This is a genomic window from Pseudonocardia lacus (assembly GCF_018531445.1).
GTDB lineage: Bacteria > Actinomycetota > Actinomycetes > Mycobacteriales > Pseudonocardiaceae > Pseudonocardia > Pseudonocardia lacus.
Map to the genome: position 1 here is coordinate 1 of NZ_JAHDTH010000161.1, position 19228 is coordinate 19228.

The 19228-nt window shown below is 74.9% G+C and carries 21 protein-coding genes; 12 read left to right on the forward strand and 9 right to left on the reverse strand.

Translation table 11 applies throughout. The features are described from left to right. Positions 1 to 155: 155 nt before the first annotated feature. On the reverse strand, positions 156 to 986 hold the full coding sequence (locus KIK08_RS27735; RefSeq protein WP_250557942.1) for an SAM-dependent methyltransferase: 831 nt from the start codon (positions 984 to 986) through the stop codon (positions 156 to 158). Between the two features lie 352 nt (positions 987 to 1338). On the opposite strand from KIK08_RS27735, the gene KIK08_RS27740 reads away from it, so the two are divergent. Continuing rightward, positions 1339 to 2145, forward strand: a complete 807-nt coding sequence (locus tag KIK08_RS27740; RefSeq protein ID WP_214406217.1) for an SCO6745 family protein — start codon at positions 1339 to 1341, stop codon at positions 2143 to 2145. Between the two features lie 55 nt (positions 2146 to 2200). Here KIK08_RS27740 and KIK08_RS27745 read toward each other — a convergent pair whose 3' ends face one another. Continuing rightward, positions 2201 to 2419 carry a hypothetical protein gene (locus tag KIK08_RS27745; RefSeq protein ID WP_214406218.1) on the reverse strand — a complete coding sequence of 73 codons (219 nt, stop codon included), beginning with the start codon at positions 2417 to 2419 and terminating at the stop codon, positions 2201 to 2203. Between the two features lie 18 nt (positions 2420 to 2437). After that, a complete protein-coding gene (ychF, locus tag KIK08_RS27750; RefSeq protein ID WP_214406219.1) occupies positions 2438 to 3511 on the reverse strand; it encodes a redox-regulated ATPase YchF in 1074 nt (357 codons plus the stop codon). Positions 3512 to 3626: 115 nt separating this feature from the next. On the opposite strand from ychF, the gene KIK08_RS27755 reads away from it, so the two are divergent. Next, positions 3627 to 4814 (forward strand): phosphotransferase, encoded by a 1188-nt coding sequence (locus tag KIK08_RS27755; protein WP_214406220.1) that lies wholly within the window; start codon positions 3627 to 3629, stop codon positions 4812 to 4814. 123 nt (positions 4815 to 4937) lie between these two features. Beyond that, a complete protein-coding gene (locus KIK08_RS27760) occupies positions 4938 to 5261 on the forward strand; it encodes a hypothetical protein (protein WP_214406221.1) in 324 nt (107 codons plus the stop codon). Between the two features lie 98 nt (positions 5262 to 5359). Here the strand turns inward: KIK08_RS27760 and KIK08_RS27765 are convergent, their stop codons facing one another. Continuing rightward, on the reverse strand, positions 5360 to 6067 hold the full coding sequence (locus KIK08_RS27765; RefSeq protein WP_214406222.1) for an SDR family oxidoreductase: 708 nt from the start codon (positions 6065 to 6067) through the stop codon (positions 5360 to 5362). Positions 6068 to 6186: 119 nt separating this feature from the next. On the opposite strand from KIK08_RS27765, the gene KIK08_RS27770 reads away from it, so the two are divergent. After that, entirely contained in the window at positions 6187 to 6543 is a 357-nt protein-coding gene (locus tag KIK08_RS27770; protein WP_308257936.1) for a MerR family transcriptional regulator, read from the forward strand. Here KIK08_RS27770 and KIK08_RS27775 read toward each other — a convergent pair. The 3 genes from KIK08_RS27775 to KIK08_RS27785 are packed head-to-tail and all read right to left on the reverse strand — an operon-like array spanning position 6519 to position 9044. Continuing rightward, positions 6519 to 7184, reverse strand: coding sequence for a response regulator transcription factor (locus KIK08_RS27775; protein ID WP_214406224.1), 666 nt, complete (start codon positions 7182 to 7184; stop codon positions 6519 to 6521). The genes KIK08_RS27770 and KIK08_RS27775 overlap by 25 nt on opposite strands. Then, positions 7181 to 8686 carry a sensor histidine kinase gene (locus tag KIK08_RS27780; protein WP_250557943.1) on the reverse strand — a complete coding sequence of 502 codons (1506 nt, stop codon included), beginning with the start codon at positions 8684 to 8686 and terminating at the stop codon, positions 7181 to 7183. The genes KIK08_RS27775 and KIK08_RS27780 overlap by 4 nt, the downstream gene beginning before the upstream one ends. Positions 8687 to 8720: 34 nt before the next feature. Further along, positions 8721 to 9044: a hypothetical protein gene (locus KIK08_RS27785; RefSeq protein ID WP_214406226.1), complete on the reverse strand. Its 324-nt coding sequence runs from the start codon at positions 9042 to 9044 to the stop codon at positions 8721 to 8723. Positions 9045 to 9172: 128 nt separating this feature from the next. Between KIK08_RS27785 and KIK08_RS27790 the strand changes: the two genes are divergently transcribed. The 4 genes from KIK08_RS27790 (at position 9173) to KIK08_RS27805 (ending at position 13586) form a co-directional block, all read left to right on the forward strand. Continuing rightward, entirely contained in the window at positions 9173 to 10654 is a 1482-nt protein-coding gene (locus tag KIK08_RS27790; RefSeq protein WP_214406227.1) for a DNA-3-methyladenine glycosylase 2 family protein, read from the forward strand. Then, the gene (locus KIK08_RS27795) at positions 10651 to 11166 is read left to right on the forward strand and encodes a methylated-DNA--[protein]-cysteine S-methyltransferase (protein WP_250557944.1); all 516 of its coding nucleotides are present in this window, start codon (positions 10651 to 10653) and stop codon (positions 11164 to 11166) included. Before KIK08_RS27790 ends, KIK08_RS27795 begins: the two co-directional genes overlap by 4 nt. A gap of 150 nt (positions 11167 to 11316) precedes the next feature. After that, complete coding sequence (locus KIK08_RS27800) at positions 11317 to 12885, forward strand: DNA recombination protein RmuC (protein WP_214406228.1); 1569 nt, start codon at positions 11317 to 11319, stop codon at positions 12883 to 12885. 38 nt (positions 12886 to 12923) lie between these two features. After that, positions 12924 to 13586: a DUF6542 domain-containing protein gene (locus KIK08_RS27805; protein ID WP_214406229.1), complete on the forward strand. Its 663-nt coding sequence runs from the start codon at positions 12924 to 12926 to the stop codon at positions 13584 to 13586. Here the strand turns inward: KIK08_RS27805 and KIK08_RS27810 are convergent. Then, a complete protein-coding gene (locus KIK08_RS27810; protein ID WP_214406230.1) occupies positions 13510 to 14472 on the reverse strand; it encodes a 4-hydroxy-3-methylbut-2-enyl diphosphate reductase in 963 nt (320 codons plus the stop codon). The two genes, KIK08_RS27805 and KIK08_RS27810, sit on opposite strands and share 77 nt — an antisense overlap. A 145-nt stretch (positions 14473 to 14617) precedes the next feature. On the opposite strand from KIK08_RS27810, the gene KIK08_RS27815 reads away from it, so the two are divergent. From KIK08_RS27815 to KIK08_RS27825, 3 genes are read left to right on the forward strand one after another with little or no spacing between them, the layout of a single operon-like run. Beyond that, on the forward strand, positions 14618 to 15295 hold the full coding sequence (locus KIK08_RS27815; RefSeq protein WP_214406231.1) for a lipid droplet-associated protein: 678 nt from the start codon (positions 14618 to 14620) through the stop codon (positions 15293 to 15295). Further along, positions 15292 to 16581: an exodeoxyribonuclease VII large subunit gene (xseA, locus tag KIK08_RS27820; protein WP_214406232.1), complete on the forward strand. Its 1290-nt coding sequence runs from the start codon at positions 15292 to 15294 to the stop codon at positions 16579 to 16581. The genes KIK08_RS27815 and xseA overlap by 4 nt, the downstream gene beginning before the upstream one ends. Continuing rightward, positions 16578 to 16784, forward strand: a complete 207-nt coding sequence (locus KIK08_RS27825; protein ID WP_214406233.1) for an exodeoxyribonuclease VII small subunit — start codon at positions 16578 to 16580, stop codon at positions 16782 to 16784. The genes xseA and KIK08_RS27825 overlap by 4 nt, the downstream gene beginning before the upstream one ends. A gap of 2 nt (positions 16785 to 16786) precedes the next feature. Here KIK08_RS27825 and KIK08_RS27830 read toward each other — a convergent pair whose 3' ends face one another. Beyond that, positions 16787 to 17401: a DUF4245 domain-containing protein gene (locus tag KIK08_RS27830; RefSeq protein ID WP_214406234.1), complete on the reverse strand. Its 615-nt coding sequence runs from the start codon at positions 17399 to 17401 to the stop codon at positions 16787 to 16789. 398 nt (positions 17402 to 17799) lie between these two features. Here KIK08_RS27830 and glpX point away from each other — a divergent pair, with 398 nt between their 5' ends. Further along, positions 17800 to 18864: a class II fructose-bisphosphatase gene (glpX, locus tag KIK08_RS27835; RefSeq protein ID WP_214406235.1), complete on the forward strand. Its 1065-nt coding sequence runs from the start codon at positions 17800 to 17802 to the stop codon at positions 18862 to 18864. The last annotated feature ends 364 nt before the right edge of the window (positions 18865 to 19228 follow it).

Genomic DNA, 19228 nt, shown 5'->3' on the forward strand with positions numbered 1-19228 from the left:
GCACGTCACCTCATACGCCTGAGCATGACTACCGCTTTCCTGGCATGCTACTGTCCCCTTCACCTTTCGGATCCAGGTGAGCCATCAGACCCAAGGACCTCCTCCCGAGTCCTTCCCGTCTATGACGGGGATATAACGAAGCGCCTCGTGGCGCATTACGGCTTGCGGGCCACCCCGCCGTAGACGTCGATCGGCTCCGCCGACGTCCCGATCCGCGCCAGGTCCGGGTCGGGGGCGGGCCGCCACAGCGGGAGGGAGGTGAACCCCGGCGGCACCCACTCCAGGCCGTCGAACAACGACTCGATCTCCGCGGGCGTGCGGAGCACGTACGGCGCCGCGCCCGTCTCGTCGTAGCCGTCCTGCGCTTCCTGGAACGTCTCGGCGGACTGCGCCGCCGACCCGTCCTCGGCCACCAGGTAGCTGCCCGCCGGGACCGCGTCGAGCAGCACCCCCACCACCCGCCGGGCCTCCTCCAGGGACTGCACATGACCGAGCGAGCCCATGAACATCACCGCGACCGGCTGGGTCAGGTCGAGCACCTTCGACGCCTTGGCCAGCAACTGCTCGGGGTTGCGCATGTCCTCGTGGACGTACTCCGTCGTACCCGCCCCGTCGACCACCGGGACCAGGAGCGCCCGGGCGTGCGCCAGCACCAGCGGGTCGTTGTCGACGTACACGACCCGGGCGCCCGGGGCCACCCGCTGGGCCACCTCGTGGGTGTTGTCCGCGATGGGCAGGCCGGTGCCGACGTCGAGGAACTGCCGGACGCCCGCCTCGCCGGCCAGGTACGTCACCGCGCGACCCAGGAACGCCCGCGACTCGCGGGCGATCGTGATGATCTGCGGGAAGACGACGGCGTAGTCGTCGCCCGCCCGGCGGTCGACCTCGAAGTTGTCCTTGCCGCCCAGCCAGTAGTTCCAGATGCGGGCCGAGTGCGGCGTCGTGGTGTCGAGCTCGCCCGCCGGGTCCTCGTCGTGCGTGGTCATGGGTCTCATCGCCTCCCCCGTACCGGATGGCCCAGATGGGGAACCCTACGCCCCGACGCTGACGCAGGGTAGCGAAGCGGCCACGTTGTGCCTCCGAATGGCGTAGGCGCAGGACCTTGCGGCACCCGTCCGGGCCAGGACCGTTCGGTCGCAGTTGCATCCGCCGCGCCGGCCCTCGCGCGGGACCCGCGTTGCCCAGCCATCCGGGCGGGCCGCCAGCTCGGCGTGATCGCCGCCCGCAGCGCGGTCGCCTCGCCTGTCGCCACCGACCCGACCGACCGCACGGCACCGATGAGTCCGGGGCGCCCGCCGGGTCCGACCAGCCATGCCCACCGCGACGACCGCCCGCCGCATGTTCGAGCTCCTCGAGCCGATCTGCCTGGTCACCTACTCCGCCGACGAGTGCAACGAGGAGATGGCCGCGCTCGGCCACCGCACCTACTGGGACGGGTACTTCGCCAGCCGGGCCGCGCCGCTGGGCCGGGTGCCGGCGGAGGTCGTGCACGCGGCCTTCTACAGCTTCGCCGACGGCGAGGCCGCGCGGCACATCCCGGGCGCGTGGGCGACGATCCCGCCCGAGGCGTCGGTCGCCGCCCGGGAGCGGGGCAGCGCGGCGTCCGTGCGGCGGATCATCGGCGCGGACCTGGCCGGCTCCCCCGGCCTCGTGCGCGCCGCCGACCTGACCACCAAGGCCGCGACGAGCGCGTCCACGGCGGGCCGGGTGATGTACGCCGGCATGCGCTCCCTCCCGGTGCCGAGCGACCCGGTCGCCCGGCTGTGGCACTCCGCGACGATGCTGCGCGAGCACCGCGGCGACGGGCACGTCGCCGCCCTGGTCGGAGCGCGCATCGGCGGCACGGAGGCCCACGTGCTGTCCGCCCTGGACATGGGCATCCACCCGCCGGAGTCGTTCGGTCGCATCCACCACCTGCCGAAGAAGCGGCTGGCCGAGGTCATGGACGGGCTGCGCGAACGCGGGCTCCTCGACGCCGACGGCCGGTTCACCGACGCCGGCCGCGAGACCAAGCAGCGCATAGAGGCCCTCACCGACGAGCTCGCCGCCCCGCCGTACGAGGCGCTCTCCCCCGCCGAGCTCGACGAGCTGGTCGCCGAACTGGGGCCCATCACCGCACGGCTGGTGGCCGCGGGATCGCAGTGACGCCGGCGGCCCATCGCCGTCATCAGGTGCGGCCGGTGGTGGTGCGCCACGCCCGTCAGATCCGCGGCAGCAGCAGGGTCCGCTCGGGCTGGTCCTGGCACAAGCCCTCGTCCATGGTCGCCCGCTTCGCGCCCCGCCGACCTGCGGCCGGACCGACCAGGTAGGCGTCGGTCACCTGCCGATGGTCGCGGACGTGCCGCAGATCCGCGTCGGCGTAGGACAGCTCGTCCGGCCAGAACTCGCAGCTCCGCATGGCGTGGATCGCTCCGAGCACTTGATGCAGATGCTCGGATCAGACGTTGAACCGGAACTCGACCACGTCCCCGTCGGCCATGACGTAGTCCTTGCCCTCCATCCGCACCTTCCCCGCCGCCTTCGCCGCGCTCATCGAGCCCGCCTCGACCAGGTCGTCGTAGGACACGACCTCCGCCTTGATGAACCCGCGCTCGAAGTCGGTGTGGATGACGCCGGCGGCCTTGGGGGCCGTGTCGCCGCGGTGGATCGTCCAGGCCCGGGCCTCCTTCGGCCCGGCCGTCAGGTAGGTCTGCAGGCCGAGGGTGGTGAAGCCGGCGCGGGCCAGTGCGTGCAGGCCCGGCTCCTCCTGGCCGATCGACTCCAGGAGCTCGCGGGCGGACTCCTCGTCGAGTTCCAGCAGCTCGGCCTCGACCTTGGCGTCGAGGAACACCGCCTGGGCGGGGGCGACGAGTTCGGTGAGCTCCTTGCGGCGGGCCTCGTCGGTGAGGACGCCCTCGTCGGCGTTGAAGACGTAGAGGAACGGCTTGGTGGTGAGCAGGCTGAGCTCGCGCAGGGGCTCCGGGTCGACGCCGGCACCGAACAGGGTGCGGCCCGCGTTGAGGATCTCGACGGCGGCCTCGGCTGCCTCCAGGACCGGGCGGCGGTCCTTCTGCATCCGGGCTTCCTTGGCGATCCGCGGGACCGCCTTCTCCAGGGTCTGCAGGTCGGCCAGGATCAGCTCGGTCGAGATGGTCTCGATGTCGGAGGCGGGGTCGATGCGGCCGTCGACGTGGACGACGTCCGGGTCGTCGAAGACGCGTACGACCTGGCAGATCGCGTCGGACTCGCGGATGTTGGCGAGGAACTTGTTGCCCAGGCCCGCGCCCTCGGAGGCGCCCTTGACGATGCCGGCGATGTCGACGAACGACACGACGGCGGGCACGACCTTGGCCGACTTGTGGATGCCCGCGAGGACGTCGAGGCGGGGGTCGGGCAGCGCGACGACGCCGACGTTGGGCTCGATGGTGGCGAACGGGTAGTTCGCGGCGAGCACGTCGTTGCGGGTCAGCGCGTTGAACAGCGTCGACTTGCCGACGTTGGGCAGGCCGACGATGCCGAGGGTGAGGGACACGGACGACCAGGGTAGTCGCGTCCGCCGCGGGACCCGCAGGCACGCGAACCCGGCGGTGAGAGACCTCTCATCGGGCTCTCACCGCGGTCCCCGGAACGGGCCGCAGCCTGGGCCGATGACGACGGCCCCGCTCGCCCTGCTGCTCGGCCCCGACGCCCCGGACGTGCTGGCCACGGCGCTGGGCGGCTACCGGGGGCGGCTGCACGCGTTGCGCGTCGCCACCGTCGCCGTGCAGCCGGGCGGGGCGACGGTCGTGCAGTACCGCGCCGACGTCGAGCGCGCCGACGGGCGGCGCACCACCGAGGCGTTGGCCGCCACGACCGGCGGGCGGATCCCGACCGGGGCGGCCGTGCTGAGCGGTGAGCACGACGGGAGCACCGTCGAGGTGGGCGTGTGGCGGTGGCCGCAGGACCCGGCGCTGCCCGTGCTGGCGGCGGCCGCCGACCCGGACCGGGTGCGCGACGTGCTCGCCGGCGCCGGCGTGCCGCGCGACGCCGGAGCGCGGGTGCGGGTCCGGGCGTACCGGCCGGGACGGCGGGCCGTGCTGGAGGTCGCCGGGGGCGGGCCGCGACTGTTCCTGAAGGTGGTGCGGCCGTCCGCGGTCGCGGCGTTGGTGGCCCGCCACGACCTCCTCGCGGGGCGCCTGCCCGTGCCGCCGGTGCTCGCGTCCACGCCGGACGGGCTGGTGGTGCTGCCCGAGCAACCGGGGACACCGGTCCGGGAGCTGCTTGGGCGCGAGGCGCCGGTCCCCGCGCCGGCCGACCTGGAGGCGGTGCTCGACGCGCTCCCGCCCGAGCTGGTCGAGCTGGTCGAGCTGCCCGAGCGCGCCGCGCACCTGCGGCGCGTGCACCACTTCGCCGCGGTGCTCACCCTGACGGCGCCGGCCCACCGCGACGCCGTCGACGCACTGGTCGACACCCTGGAGGCCGTCGACCCGGGCGAGCACCCCACCGTGCCCGTGCACGGCGACCTGCACGACGGCCAACTCCTGGCCGACGGCCGCACCGTCACCGGGCTGCTCGACGTCGACACGGCCGGCCCGGGCCACCGCATCGACGAGTGGGCCACCCTCCTGGCCCACCTGTCGGTGCGGGCGCTGCACGAGCGCCGGCCGGAATCCGCGCGCCGCTACGGCGCCGAACTGCTGGCCCACGCCGAGGGCCGGTTCGACGGCCGGCAGCTGCGGGCCCGGATCGCCGCCGCCGTCCTCGGGCTGGCCACCGGTCCGTTCCGCGTGCAGCAGCCCGGCTGGGACGGCCACACCCGCGCCCGGCTCGACCTCGCCGCGCAGTGGCTCACATGACGCCAGTGGCTCGGATGACGCAGCGACTCGGATGAGAACGCCCTCATCCCGTTCTCCCCCAGCGCTCACCGCTGCTCGGAAACCTGGTCCCGGACAGCGAAGAACCCCGAACAGGAGAACGACATGGCTCTGTGGAAGATCGTCACCCTGGGTGCCGCGCTCACCGGCATCGGCGCGGCCGGCGCCGGGGTGGCGTTCGCCGCCGCCGCCGACGATGACGACGAGCGCCGCGAGGACACCCGCCCCGTCGCGGTGAGCGCGCCCGCCCAGGACGCGCCCGCGCCGCTCGCCCCGCTGCCCGCCGACCCGTCGCCGGAGTCGGCGGACTCGCCGTTCGAGAGCCCCGACGACGCCGCGTCCCCCGCCGATGACGTCGACGACACCCCCGACGCGCCCGACGCCCCCGACGACACTCCCGACGACGCTCCCGACGACGCCGACGGCTGACGGACCCTCCCCACACGCGAGGAAGGCCACTTTGCCGGCGTCTGATGCCGGCAAGCCTTCCTTGCGTTCGGTCGGGCGCTTCCGAAGACGGGGCAGGGCTAGGCGTGGACGGACTGGGGGTAGACCTCGGCGGGGTCCAGGGACAGCGCGGCCTTCATCCCGACGCTGTCGGCGTCGGCCAGCACCTCCAGGCGTCCGGCCGCCACCCCGTCGAGCGCGTCCCGGACGACGTCCTCCGGCCGGTTCTTGGGCACGTCGAAGCCGGCCATCATGTCGGTGTCCGTGCTGGCCAGCACCAGCCCGGTGACCTGGGTGCCCTGCCCCGCCAGCTCGACGCGCACGCCGTTGGTGAGCGCCCACTGCGCGGCCTTGGACGCCCCGTAGCCGTTGGCGTACTCCAGCCCGCGCCACGCCATCACCGACAGCACGTTGAGCAGCGCGCCGCCCCCGTTGGCGGCCAACACCGGGGCGAACGCGCGCACCATCGCCAGGGTGCCGAAGTAGTTGGTCTCCATCTCCCGGCGGATGTCGGCGAGGTCGCCGGTGACCAGGCCGCCGTAGGTCGCGATGCCGGCGTTGTTGACGAGCAACGTGACGTCCGAGGCCGCCCGGGCAGCCGAGGCGACCTGCTCGGGGTCGGTGATGTCGAGCGCCAGCGGCACCACCCCGGGCAGGTCGACCGAGTCCGCGTTCCGGGCGGCCGCGTACACCTTCGCCGCGCCACGTCCGGTCAGTTCGCGCGCGAATGCGCGGCCGATCCCCCGGTTCGCGCCGGTGACCAGTGCGACTGCACCTTCGATGCGCATCGTTCCTCCTGCATGTCGCTCGTCCGGACGTGTTCGCCCCCACGACCGGTACGGTAGGACTTGACGTTGGCGTCAGGGACAAGTTCACGTGAGGGAGGCCACCAGTGCGGATCGGGGAGGTGGCGGCGGCTACGGGCGTGAGCACCCGGGCCCTGCGCTACTACGAGGAGCACGGGCTGCTGGTCTCCGAGCGCTCCGCCGGCGGCCAGCGCCGCTACGGCCCGGACGCCGTCGAGCGGGTCCGCTGGATCCAGTCGCTGTACGCGGCGGGGCTGTCGAGCGCGGCGCTCGTCGGGTTCCTGCCCTGCGTGCACTCGGGCCTGGTCACCGACGACGTCGTCGAGCGCCTGCGGGAGCAGCGGGAGCGCATCGACGCCCAACTGCGCGACCTGTCCGCCACCCGCGACCGTCTCGACGAGCTGATCGGTGCCGCACAGCAGCACCAGGCGGGTCAGCTGACGGCGTCGAGCCGGTAGCCCATCCCGCGCACCGTCGCGATCCGTTCCGCCCCGAGCTTGCGCCGCAAGTAGCGGACGTAGACGTCGACCACGTTGGACCCGGGGTCGAAGTCGTAGCCCCACACGTGGCTCAGCAGCTGTTCGCGGCTGAGCACCTGCCCCGCGTGCCGCAGGAACGTCTCGGCCAGCGCGAACTCGCGCGCGGACAGGTCGACGGTGCGGTCGCCGACGCGGGCGCGCCGGGTCCGCAGGTCGAGCTGGAGGCCGCCGTGGGAGAGCACGGTCAGCTCCGCGGTGCGCTCGGGCGCGAGCCGCAGCCGCACGCGCGCCAGCAGCTCCTCGAACCGGAACGGCTTGGCCATGTAGTCGTCGGCGCCGCCCTCCAGCCCGGCGACCGTGTCCTGGACGCTGTCGCGGGCGGTCAGCACGATCACCGGGATCGGGTTGCGCTCGGCGCGCAGGTCGCGCAGCACCGTGAAGCCGTCGACGCCGGGCAGCCCGATGTCGAGCACCATCAGGTCGAAGCCGCCGGTCATGGCGTAGTCGCGGGCCGAGTGGCCGTCGCCGACGACGGTGACCGCGAAGCCGTTCGCGGACAGCCCCTTCTCCACGAACGCGGCGATCCGCGGCTCGTCCTCGGCGATCAGGATGCGGCTCACGGGGTCTCCTCGGGCGGGGCTGCGCGGAAGCCGATGGCGGTGACGGCCGGCAGGACCAGGGTGAACGCGGCGCCGGAACCGGGCGCGCTGTCGAGCAGCACGTCGCCGCCGTGGGCGAGGGCGATCGCCCGGACGATCGCCAGCCCGAGCCCGGCGCCCTCCGAGCGCGGGGCGACGTCGGAGCCGCGGGCGAACCGCTCGAAGATGCGCTCCCGGTCGGCCTCGGCGACGCCGGGACCGGTGTCGGACACCCAGAACCGCAGCTCGCCCCCGGACAGCCGGGAGCCGAGCGCGACGCGGTCGCCCGGGCGGGTGTGCCGGCAGGCGTTGTCGGCCAGCGCGACCAGGGCCTGGGTGATGCGCTGCGGGTCGAGGACGGCGTCGACGCGGGCCACCGCCTCCAGCGCGAACTCGCGGTCGTCGAGCGCGGCGACCTTGACGAACGCGTCCTCGGTGAGCGCGGCGACGTCGGTCGGCTCGGGCCGCAGGAACGTCGGCTGCTCGGAGCGGGCCAGCAGCAGCAGGTCCGACACCATCCGGTTCATCCGGTCGAGCTCGTCGTCGACCAGCGCCACGGTGGCCCGGACGTCGTCGGGGTCGGTCGGGTCGAGCACGTCGAGGTGCCCGCGCACGATCGTGATGGGGGTGCGCAGCTCGTGCCCGGCGTCGTCGACGAAGCGGCGCTGGGCGGCGACGCCGCCCTCGACGCGGTCGAGCATGGCGTTCACGGTGCGCACGAGGTCGCCCAGCTCGTCGTCCTCGCCTCCGTCGGGGATGCGCACGGACAGGTCGGTGTCGGTGATCGAGCGGGCGGTGGTGGCGACGTCGCGCAGCGGCCGCAGGATGCGCCCGGCCACCAGCCACGCCGCGGCCGCGCCGCCCAGCAGCGTGACGCCGCCGACGAGCAGCATCAGCCGGGCGGCCTCGTCGGCGTCGGCGCGCTCGGCGTCGGCCAGGTAGGCCGCGACGATGACGCCGCGGGCCGGGTCGCCCTCCAGGGTGAGCGGGATGGCCAGGTAGTGGACCTCACCCGCGACCGGGCTCTCGTAGGTGCCGCGGGTGGGCGCGGGCACGGTGGCGACCAGCGCCGCGAACGCCGGGTCGTCGGACAGCACCTCCGGCGCCCCCGGCTGCAGGCGGCTCTGCGTGCGGTAGGCGCCGTCGACGTAGCCGAGGAACTTCTCGTTGGGCCGGGGCACGTTGTAGGCGATGGCCTCGCCGATGACCTCGTCGACGGTGCGGAACGGCAGCCCGGTGCGCGGGTTGACGCCGGACGCGGTGAGCTCGGTGAACTCGTCGACCTCGGTGCGCAGCCCGTCGTCCATGCGGTCGTCGGTGGTCTGCACGAGCAGCCGCCACGTCACGAACACCATGACGGCCAGCGCGCCGAGCACCAGCAGCAGGACCCAGCCGATGATCCGGGTGCGGGCGGTGGGCGGGCCGGACGGCCGCCACCGCGCGCGGCCCCCGTCGGGGGTCGGGTCGGCCGGGGTGGGCGGCATCGCTGTCCTCGCGGGCTCCCGGCGGGTGCGGGGCTCAGTCGTCGTCATCGGGGCCGTCATCGGGGCCGTCATCGGGGTCGCCGTCATCGGGGTCGGGACCGTCATCGTCGTCGGGCCCGTCGTCGTCGTCATCGTCATCGTCGTCCAGGGCGGGCGGGGGCGCCACGTAGCCGTCCTCGTCGCGGGGGGCGGGCTCGACCGACCCGGTCGGCGGCGCGCCGGGCTGGACCCGCGGCGCCTGGACCGTGATCGGCCGCAGCGGGGACGGCGGCTCGGAGCCGCCGAGCAGGCTGATCGAGGCCACCACGATGCCGATGACGGCCAGCACCAGGGCCGCGAAGACGAGTGGGGCGCGCACGGTGCCAGCCTGGTCGGCGCGGCGTGGTCGCGGGGTGAGAACCGGATGAGAGACCTCTCATCACAGGCGTCACGGCCGTGTCCGATTTCCGCTAGAACCGGATCGGCTGCGCTGGCAGAGTCGTCGTCGTGCTGCTCGACCACGACTCCTGCTACCGCGCCGTCGCCTCCCGCGACGCGCGGTTCGACGGGCACTTCATCACCGCCGTGCGCACGACCGGCATCTACTGCCGGCCGTCCTGCCCGGCCGTTACCCCCAAGCGGTCCAACGTGGAGTTCCTGCCCACCGCGGGCGCCGCGCAGCAGCGCGGCTACCGGGCGTGCCGGCGCTGCCAGCCCGACGCCGTGCCCGGCTCACCGGACTGGAACCTGCGCGCCGACCTCGCCGCCCGCGCCATGCGGCTCATCGCCGACGGCGTCGTCGAGCGCGACGGCGTCGCCGGGCTGGCCTGCCGGCTCGGCTACTCCGAGCGCCAGCTCAACCGCGTGCTCACCGCCGAGCTCGGGGCCGGGCCGCTCGCCCTGGCCAGGGCGCACCGGGCGCACACCGCCCGGCTGCTGATCGAGACGACGCCGCTGGGCATGGCCGACGTGGCGTTCGCGGCGGGGTTCGCCAGCGTGCGCCAGTTCAACGACACGGTCCGCGAGGTCTACGGCGTCCCGCCGACCCGGCTGCGCGAGGAGGCCGGCCGCAGGCGGGGCGCGGCGCCGGTCACGGCGGGCACGGTGGTGCTGCGGCTGCCGTTCCGGGCGCCGTTCGACGCCGACGGGCTGCTGGCGTTCTTCGCCGCTCGCGCCGTCGCCGGCGTCGAGGACGTCACCGCCACGGCCTACCGGCGCACGCTGCGGCTGCCGCACGGGCCGGCCACCGTCGCGCTGGAACCCCGCCCGGCGCACGTGCTGGCCACGCTGCGCCTGGGCGACCCGCGCGACCTCGGCCCCGCGGTGGCCCGCATCCGCAGGCTGCTCGACCTCGACGCCGACCCGACCGCCGTCGACGACGTGCTGGGCGCCGACCCGGCGCTGGCCGCGGCGGTGGCCGAGGTGCCCGGCATCCGGCTGCCCGGCACGGCCGACGGCGCCGAGACGGCGCTGCGCACCGTGCTCGGCCAGCAGGTGTCGGTCGCCGCGGCCCGCACCGCGGCGACGCAGCTGGCGGCGGCGCTGGGCGAGGAGCTCCCGCCGGCGCTCGCTGCCGACGGCCCCGCGCGGCTGTTCCCCACCCCGGACGTGATCGCCGACCGGGGCGGCGAGGTGCTGCGCGGGCCGGCCAAGCGGATCGCGACCGTGCTCGGGATGGCCGCCGCGATCGCCGACGGCTCGCTCGTGCTCGACGCCGGTCGCGACCCGGCCGAGCTGCGCGCCGCGCTCACCGCGCTGCCCGGCGTCGGGCCGTGGACGGCCGGCTACCTGGCCATGCGGCTGCTCGGCGACCCCGACGAGCTGCTGGCCACCGACCTCGCCGTGCGCCGCGGCGCCGAGGCGCTGGGCCTGCCCGGCACCGTCGACGGGCTCACCGCGCGCGCCGCGAACTGGACCCCCTGGCGGTCCTACGCCGCCACCCACCTGTGGCGCGCCGCCGCCACCCGCACTCCCCGGAGGACGACATGAGCACCGCGATGATCAACACCGCTACCTGGTCCACCCACGACACCCCCATCGGCCCCTTCACCGCGGTGGTCGACGCCGACGGCGCCGTGCTCGCCTCGGGCTGGACCGCCTCCCTCGACGAGCTGATGCCCCAGGTGCACCTCTCGCTGCGCCCGGCCGAGCTGGTCGAGGGCGACCTCGGCGCCGTCGGCACGGCGATCACCCGCTACCACGACGGCGACCTGTCCGCCGTCGACGACGTGCCCGTGCGGCAGCGGTCGGGGGCGTTCCTGGAGCACGCCTGGGACGTGCTGCGCACGGTCCCGGCCGGCGCCCCGGTCACCTACACCGAGTACGCGGCGAAGGCCGGGCGCCCGGCGGCGGTGCGGGCGGCGGCGTCGGCCTGCGCGCGCAACGCGGCCGCGCTGTTCGTCCCGTGCCACCGGGTGCTGCGCACCGACGGCACGCTGGGCGGGTTCCGGTGGGGCCTGCCGGCCAAGCGCTGGCTGATCGCCCACGAGTCCCCCCGCTGACCTCCCGCCCGCTGCTGCCCCTCCCCTCCCCCCGCCGACGCGGCCGGCGGGGGGCCTCCTCGATCATGCGTTCGACCGTTCGCCGATTCATCCGCCCGTCCCGGCGCGTCCACTGCGGATCCCCCGCGGGCCCGATGCACCCTCGGTGACGTGTCGACCACCTCCGTCCCCCTGCTGCTGCTCGGACTGGCCGTCGGAGCCCTGCTGGGCGCCGGGGCCGTCTGGCTGCTGCTGTCGACGCGGGCCAAGGTCGCCCGGGCCGACGCCGGCCGGGCCGCGGCCGACGCCTCGGCGATGGCCCGGGCCGACGCCGCCGGCCTGCGCGCCGAGCGCGCCGCGCTGCTCGAACGCCTGGCCACCCTCACCGAGCAGCACGAACGCGCGATCGACGAGGCCCGTCACGCGCAGACCGAGGCCGCGGCCGCGCACGCCGCCCTGCGCGGCGAGCGGGAGGCCTCCGCGCAGCGCGAGGAGCTGCTGACCCGCCGCGACGCCGAGCTCAAGGAGGCGTTCCGGGCGCTGTCGGCCGACGCGCTCGCCCGCAACAACGAGCAGTTCGTGGCGCTGGCCGAGGGTCGGATCAAGGAGCTGCAGGCCAAGGCCGACGGCGAGGCCGCCGCCCGGGAGAAGTCGATCGGCAGCCTGCTCGACCCGGTGGCGGCCACGCTGGCCAAGGTCGAGGGGCAGCTGCGCGCGGTGGAGAAGGAGCGCGAGTCGGCCTACGCCGGGCTGCGCGAGCAGGTCGTGGCGATGCGCTCCAGCTCCGAGCGGCTGCAGGACGAGACCAAGCAGCTGGTCAACGCGCTGCGCGCGCCGCAGGTCCGGGGCCGCTGGGGCGAGCTGCAGCTGGAGCGGATCGTGCAGCTGGCCGGCATGGTCGAGCACTGCGACTTCTCCACCCAGGTCGTCGGCCAGGGCGAGGACGGCGGCGTGCGGCCGGACATGGTGGTCCGGCTGGCCGGCGGCAAGCAGGTCGTGGTCGACGCGAAGGTGCCGTTCGCGGCGTACCTGGAGGCCGTGGAGAGCCGCGACCCGGACGTGCACCGCGAGCGGCTCACCGCGCACGCCCGCCAGCTGCGCACCCACGTCGACCAGCTCAGCGCCAAGAGCTACTGGGAGGTGTTCACGCCCTCGCCGGAGTTCGTGGTGCTGTTCGTGCCGGGCGACCCGTTCCTGGAGGCGGCGCTGCAGGCCGACCCGTCGGTGATGGAGTACGCCTTCGCCAACAACGTCGTGATCGCCACCCCGACCACGCTGATCGCGCTGCTGCGCACCGTCGCCTACAGCTGGCGGCAGGAGGCGCTGGCCCGCAACGCCGCCCAGGTGCACCAGCTGGGCAAGGAGCTGCACAGCAGGCTGGCCACGATGGGCACCCACGTGGCGAAGCTGGGGCGCAGCCTGGACACCGCCGTGAGCAGCTACAACCAGACGGTCTCCTCGCTGGAGGCGCGGGTGCTGGTCACCGCGCGCAAGCTCACCGACCTCGCCGTCGCCGACGGCGAGCTGGTCGAGCCGGGGCAGGTGGAGCGCACCCCGCGCACGATCTCCGCGCCGGAGCTGGTGGCCTCCGCGGCCGACTCGCTGATCCCGCTGCACGGGGTGGTGCGCGCCGAGCCCGCGGTCCGCGACGACGACGCCCCCGGAAGGGGTGACGCGGGCCATGACGGGCAGGCTGGCCCGGGCGGCTGGCCGGAGGGCAGGGCTACCGTGACGGGATGACCGCGCGCGACGTCCGCCCGTCCGGCGGGCGGTGGCCCATGGCAGAACGGTCCGTGCTGGCCGGCGTGCTGGGGCTGCCGCCGGTGGGCGCGATCGGCATGGCCACGGTGCTCACCGCGGTCGGCGTGTTCGTCGACCTGATGCGCATCGGCAGCCTGGGCACCGTGTTCACCGTCTGCTTCGTCGCCGGCTGCGTGCTCGCGGTGGCCTGGGTGCGCCGGGGCGGGCTGTTCGGGCCGATGGTGCAGCCGCCGCTGCTGGTCGGCGTGGCGGTGCCGGCGATCGTGCTGCTGGCCGGCACGCCCGCCCCCGGCGCCGGGATGACCGAGCAGCTGCTGGTCATCGGGGCGCCGCTGGTCAACGCGTTCCCGATCATGGCCTGGACCACCGGCGCGGTGCTGCTGCTGGGGCTGGTCCGGCTGGTCGTGCAGCGGCCGCTGACGCCGGCGAAGGCGAAGGGCAGGCCGGCCCGCAAGCCGGCGGCGTCGGCGAAGGCCCCGGAGAAGGGGGCGGCGGCGAAGGGCACGGCCGCGAAGGGGGCGGCCAAGGCTCCGCAGAAGGGGGCTCCGCAGAAGGGGGCGGCGGCGAAGGCACCCGGCACGGGCGCCGACGCCGACAAGCCGGCTAGCGAGCGGCGCCGGCCCGCTTCGGACGCAGCTCGCGGGGAAGGGCGAACGTCAAGGTCTCCTCGGCGGTCGTGACCTCCTCGACGGACTCCCAGCCGCGCTCGGCGAGGTGGTCCAGGACGCCGCGGACGAGCACCTCGGGCACCGAGGCGCCGCTGGTCAGGCCGACGGTCTCGACGCCGTCGAGCCAGCTCTCGTCGATCTCGCGGGCGTAGTCGATCAGGTGCGCGGCGCCGGCCCCGGCCTGCAGCGCGACCTCCACGAGGCGGACCGAGTTCGACGAGTTGCGCGAGCCGACGACCAGCACCAGGTCGCAGTGCGGGGCCATCGCCTTCACCGCGACCTGCCGGTTCTGGGTGGCGTAGCAGATGTCGTCGCTGGGCGGGTTCTGCAGCGTGGGGAAGCGGTCGCGCAGGGCGTCCACCGTCTGCATGGTCTCGTCGACGCTGAGCGTCGTCTGCGAGAGCCAGATGACCTTCTCCGGGTCGCGGACCGAGACGCCGGCGATGTCGTCGGCCGAGTCGACCAGCTGGATGTGCCGCGGCGCCTCCCCCGCGGTGCCCTCGACCTCCTCGTGGCCCTCGTGGCCGACCAGCAGGATGTCGTAGTCCTCGCGGGCGAAGCGCTTGGCCTCCTGGTGGACCTTGGTCACCAGCGGGCAGGTGGCGTCGATGGTGCGCAGGTTGCGCTGCTGGGCCTGCTCGCGCACCGCCGGGGAGACGCCGTGCGCGGAGAACACCACGATGGCGCCCTCGGGCACCTCGTCGGTCTCCTCGACGAAGATCGCGCCGCGCTCGCGCAGCGTCTCCACGACGTGCACGTTGTGCACGATCTGCTTGCGCACGTAGACCGGAGCGCCGTGCTGGTCGAGCGCCCGCTCGACCGCCTCCACGGCCCGGTCAACGCCGGCGCAGTACCCGCGGGGCTTGGCCAGCAGGACGCGCTTGCTCGATTCGGGCATGGCACCCAGCGTACGTGCGCCGCGCGGGCCGCTCGCGGCGACGAGTCCGGCGCCACGAAACCGGAGGTCACACCGTTCGCCGCCGACGTCACAACAGCTGACGGGCGAAATGGGGAACCCCGTGCGCATGGGGAACACTGGACTCATGGACGACAGGGACACCGAGCGGAACAAGCCGCTGCCGCTGCCGGTGCGGATCGCCGCCGGCCTCGTCGCCACCGCCGTCGAGCAGGCGCAGAACCTGCCGCGGACGGTCGTCGAACTGCCGGTCACCGCGGTCAGCCAGGTGCTGCAGGCGTCGATGCGCGTGCAGCAGAAGGTCACCGAGCTGGCCATCAAGGGCGACCGCGCGCTCGGCGCGCTGCGCCCGGTCGAGGAGAAGCCCAGCTGGGCCACCTTCGACGAGGACCTCCCGCCCCGGCGCAACGGCCGCAGCAGCGTCACCGAGCTGCGCCCGCAGGCGCGCACGGAGCCCGAGCCCGAGCCCGAGCCGTCGTCGGCCGGGGTCGCCGCCTCGGCCACCGCTGCGGCCGCGGCCGGCTCGGCCACCCTGGAACCGACCGCGGAGGACCTCCCGTCGGCGCCGCCGGCCGCCGCCGACCTCGCCGGCTCCCCCGAGCCGGAGCCCGCCCCGACGGGCGGTGCGGGTCCGAACGTCCTGCCCGGCTTCGCGGAGATGACGGTCCCGCAGCTGCGCGGGCGGCTGCGCCGGCTCAGCGCCGACGACCTGCAGGTCCTGCTCGACTGGGAGCTCGCGCACGGCAACCGCCCGCCGTTCGTGACGATGCTGACCAACCGGATCGCGACGGTCACCGCGGAGTGACGGCACCGCCGACCGCCGAGCAGCCGTGGCCGGTGCGCACGGTCGCCCGCAAGATCGCCGAGTGGGTCGACCGGCTCGGGTCGGTGTGGGTGGAGGGCCAGCTGGCCCAGGTCACCGCCCGGGCCGGCACCGGCACCGCGTTCCTGGTCCTGCGCGACCCGGCCGCGGACGTGTCGCTGCAGCTCACCGCGCCCATGGGGCTCGTCAGGGAGGGCGGCCCGGCGGTCGCCGAGGGCAACCGCGTCGTCGTGCACGGCAAGCCGTCGTTCTTCCTCGGCCGGGGCACGCTGAGCCTGCGCGTCGACGAGATCCGCGCGGTCGGCATCGGTGAGCTGCTGGCCCGCATCGAGCGGCTGCGCCGACTGCTGGCCGCCGAGGGCCTGTTCGACCGGGCCCGCAAGCGCCGCCCGCCGTTCCTGCCGGGCTGCATCGGGCTCATCACCGGGCGGGCGTCGGCGGCCGAGCACGACGTCGTGACGAACGCGCAGGCCCGCTGGCCCGCGGTGCGGTTCCGGATCGAGTCGGTGGCGGTGCAGGGCGGGCTGGCCGTCGCGCAGATCGTCGACGCGCTGGGCGTGCTCGACCGCGACCCCGAGGTCGACGTGATCGTGCTGGCCCGCGGCGGCGGCAGCGTGGAGGACCTGCTGCCGTTCTCCGACGAGACGCTGTGCCGCGCCGTCGCCGACTGCCGCACACCGGTCGTGTCGGCGATCGGGCACGAGCCCGACACCCCGCTGGTCGACCACGTCGCCGACGTCCGCTGCTCCACACCGACCGAAGCCGGCCGGCGGCTGGTGCCCGACCTGGCCGAGGAGACCGCCCGCATCGCCGGGCTGCGCGACCGGGCCCGCCGGGCGCTGGCCGGCTGGGTCGACCGCGAGGAGCGCCTGCTGGCCGCGCTGCGCGGGCGCCCGGCGCTGGCCGATCCGCTGCGCACGCTCGACGCCCGCGCCGAGGAGGTCGCCCGGCTGCGCGAGTCCGGGCGGGCCTGCCTGGTCCGCGGGCTCGACCGGCGCGCGGGCGACCTGGAGCACGTCCGGGCCCGACTGACCACGCTCGGCCCGGCCGCCACCCTGGCCCGCGGCTACGCCGTGGTGCAGCGGGTGCCGGCCGGCGGATCGGCGGTCGACGGGTCCGGGGAGCCGCTGCCGGTGCTGCGCTCGGTCGACGAGGTCGCCCCGGGCGAGCGGCTGCGCATCCGGGTCGCCGACGGGGCCGTCGCGGCCGTCGTCGGCGGGGCGGGTACGAAGGGGCGCCCCCGCGAGAAGAGAGCGAGCACGCCATGACCGAGCGCCCGGCCGTCGACACGATGGGCTACGAGCAGGCCCGCGACGAGCTGACCGAGGTCGTGCGCGCGTTGGAGGCCGGCGGCCTCGGCCTGGACGAGTCGGTGGCGCTGTGGGAGCGCGGCGAGGCGCTGGCCCGCCGCTGCGAGGAGCAGTTGGCGGGGGCCCGCGAGCGCGTCCAGAAGGTCCTCGACGGGTCCTGAGCTCAGGCCGGTCCGCCGTTGGCGAGGGCCGTGGCCAGCGCGGCGAAGTCGTCCTCGGAGCCGCTGCCGGTGATCAGGGCTCGGCTCGGCACGTCGCCGGGGACCTCGGCGATCCAGATGGGCTCGTCGTCCTCGCGGGCGTAGACCACCCAGCGCAGCCCGGCGACCTCGCGGACCCCCGTGCCCGGCACCGGCTCCGGGCCGGTCTCGGTGGCCAGCAGGCCGGCCTCGTCGGCGTCGGACTGGACGACCCGCAGGTAGCGGCCCTGCGGGGTGAGGTAGCCCACCCGAACGGCCCGGCGCGCGTCGGCGGCGCCGTCGGCGCCCACCCGGTCCTGGTCGACGCTGTTGGCCCGCCACCCCTGCGGCACGTCGGGCACCCGGATCGGGAACGGCACCGTCCGCGCGATCGGCCCCAGCTCGGCGGCCACGTCGGCCACCGGCAGCCGCGACGGGTCGACCGTGGGCCCACCCGGCGAGAACGAGCACGCCCTGGTGAGCCCGCCGAGCAGCAGGATCACCGGCACCAGGACCGCCAGCGCGACGAGCATGTCGCGCACCGACAACGCCGAGCGCGGCGGCTTCGACGGCGGGGCGGGGTCGTGCTCACTGCTCACACCCCCATCGTCCCACCGAGACGGCGCACCCCGCCGGGACGGCGCTGGTTGGCCGAAAGCCGCGCTCGTGCGACCAGGTTGGACGGGAGCCACGCTCGTGCGGGCGCGCCCGCGAAGCGGGTGCTTCGGGGCGCGCGCCGCGCGCCCACACCCCCTGCGAGGAGGGCCCTGCCGTCACGTCGGCCCGCGCACCCCGGTCCCGTCGAGAAAGACGTTGTAGTGATAGTTTGGCCCAGTTTTTAACGACAACGTCGTTCTCGACGGGTGGGGGTGGCGGGCGTGCGCCTCGTCTCGTGGGTGGCGCGCGGGGGCGTCCGGTCTGCCAGGATCGGGCGGTTCCCACGTGCCCGCCGACCGGCGCCGCGAGTGCAACGCCGTGGGAGAAGGAGGCCGCCGAGATGACCACCGCCAGCCAGCAGGAACGCCGCCGCCAGACCCCCGACCGCAACCTCGCCATGGAGCTGGTCCGGGTGACCGAGGCGGCGGCCATGGCGGCCGGGCGCTGGGTCGGGCGCGGCGACAAGAACGGCGGCGACGGGGCGGCCGTCGACGCGATGCGCCACCTGATCGGCAGCGTCTCGATGCGCGGGGTGGTCGTGATCGGCGAGGGCGAGAAGGACGAGGCGCCCATGCTCTACAACGGCGAGGAGGTCGGCAACGGCGAGGGCCCGTCGTGCGACGTGGCCGTCGACCCGATCGACGGCACCACGCTGATGGCCAAGGGCATGCCGAACTCGGTCGCGGTGCTCGCGGTCGCCGAGCGGGGGGCGATGTTCGACCCGTCGGCGGTGTTCTACATGGAGAAGCTGGCCACCGGGCCGGAGGCGGCCGACGCCATCGACATCACCAAGCCGGTCGCGGAGAACATCAGCAGCGTGGCGCGGGCCAAGGGCATCGGCGTGGCCGACGTGGTGGTGTGCGTGCTCGACCGGCCCCGCCACGCCGAGCTGGTCAAGGACATCCGCCGGACCGGCGCGCGCATCCACTTCATCTCCGACGGCGACGTGGCCGGCGCGATCTCTGCGGCGCGCCCCGGTACCGGTGTCGACCTGCTCTACGGCATCGGCGGCACCCCGGAGGGGATCATCACCGCCTGCGCGATGAAGTGCATGGGCGGGGCGATGCAGGGCCGGCTCTGGCCGCGCGACGACGAGGAGCGGGCCAAGGCGGTCGCCGCCGGGCACGACCTGGAGCGCGTGCTCACCACCGACGACCTGGTCCGCGGCGACAACGTGTTCTTCTGCGCCACCGGCGTCACGGACGGTGACCTGCTCAAGGGCGTGCACTACCGGGCGGAGGGCTGCACCACCCAGTCGATCGTCATGCGTTCGAAGTCGGGGACGGTGCGGATGGTCGACGGCTACCACCGGCTCAGCAAGCTGCGCGAGTACTCCGCCATCGACTTCGAGCTGACCGAGGCCCAGCTCGCGGCCGTCGAGCACGCCGCGCCGCCGCTCCCGTGACCCGATCCTGACCCGACGCTGATCGTCCCGTTGCCGACGGGACGGCCCGGGATGTTCTCGGTTCGGTAGCTTCGCTCACTCGATCGTGAGTGTTCCGTGCCACTGTCCGGGCTTGATCATCCCGCTCGCGGCGCGGATGCTTCTGGGGGAGCGGCCCGGCCCCGCCGAAGCCGCCCTCGACCTGGGGGGGGTTCGCCATGCGGGTGGTTCGCGCATTCTCACTGACCGTGATGACCGCGGTCATCGCGTTGTTCTGCAGCGCGGCCGCCGGCAACCCGGCCAGCCCGGTCACGCCGGTCCGCGCGGCGGCGTCCGTGCCGGTCGTCTCGGCCCCGGCACCGGCCGTCGCGGCTCCCGTCGCGCC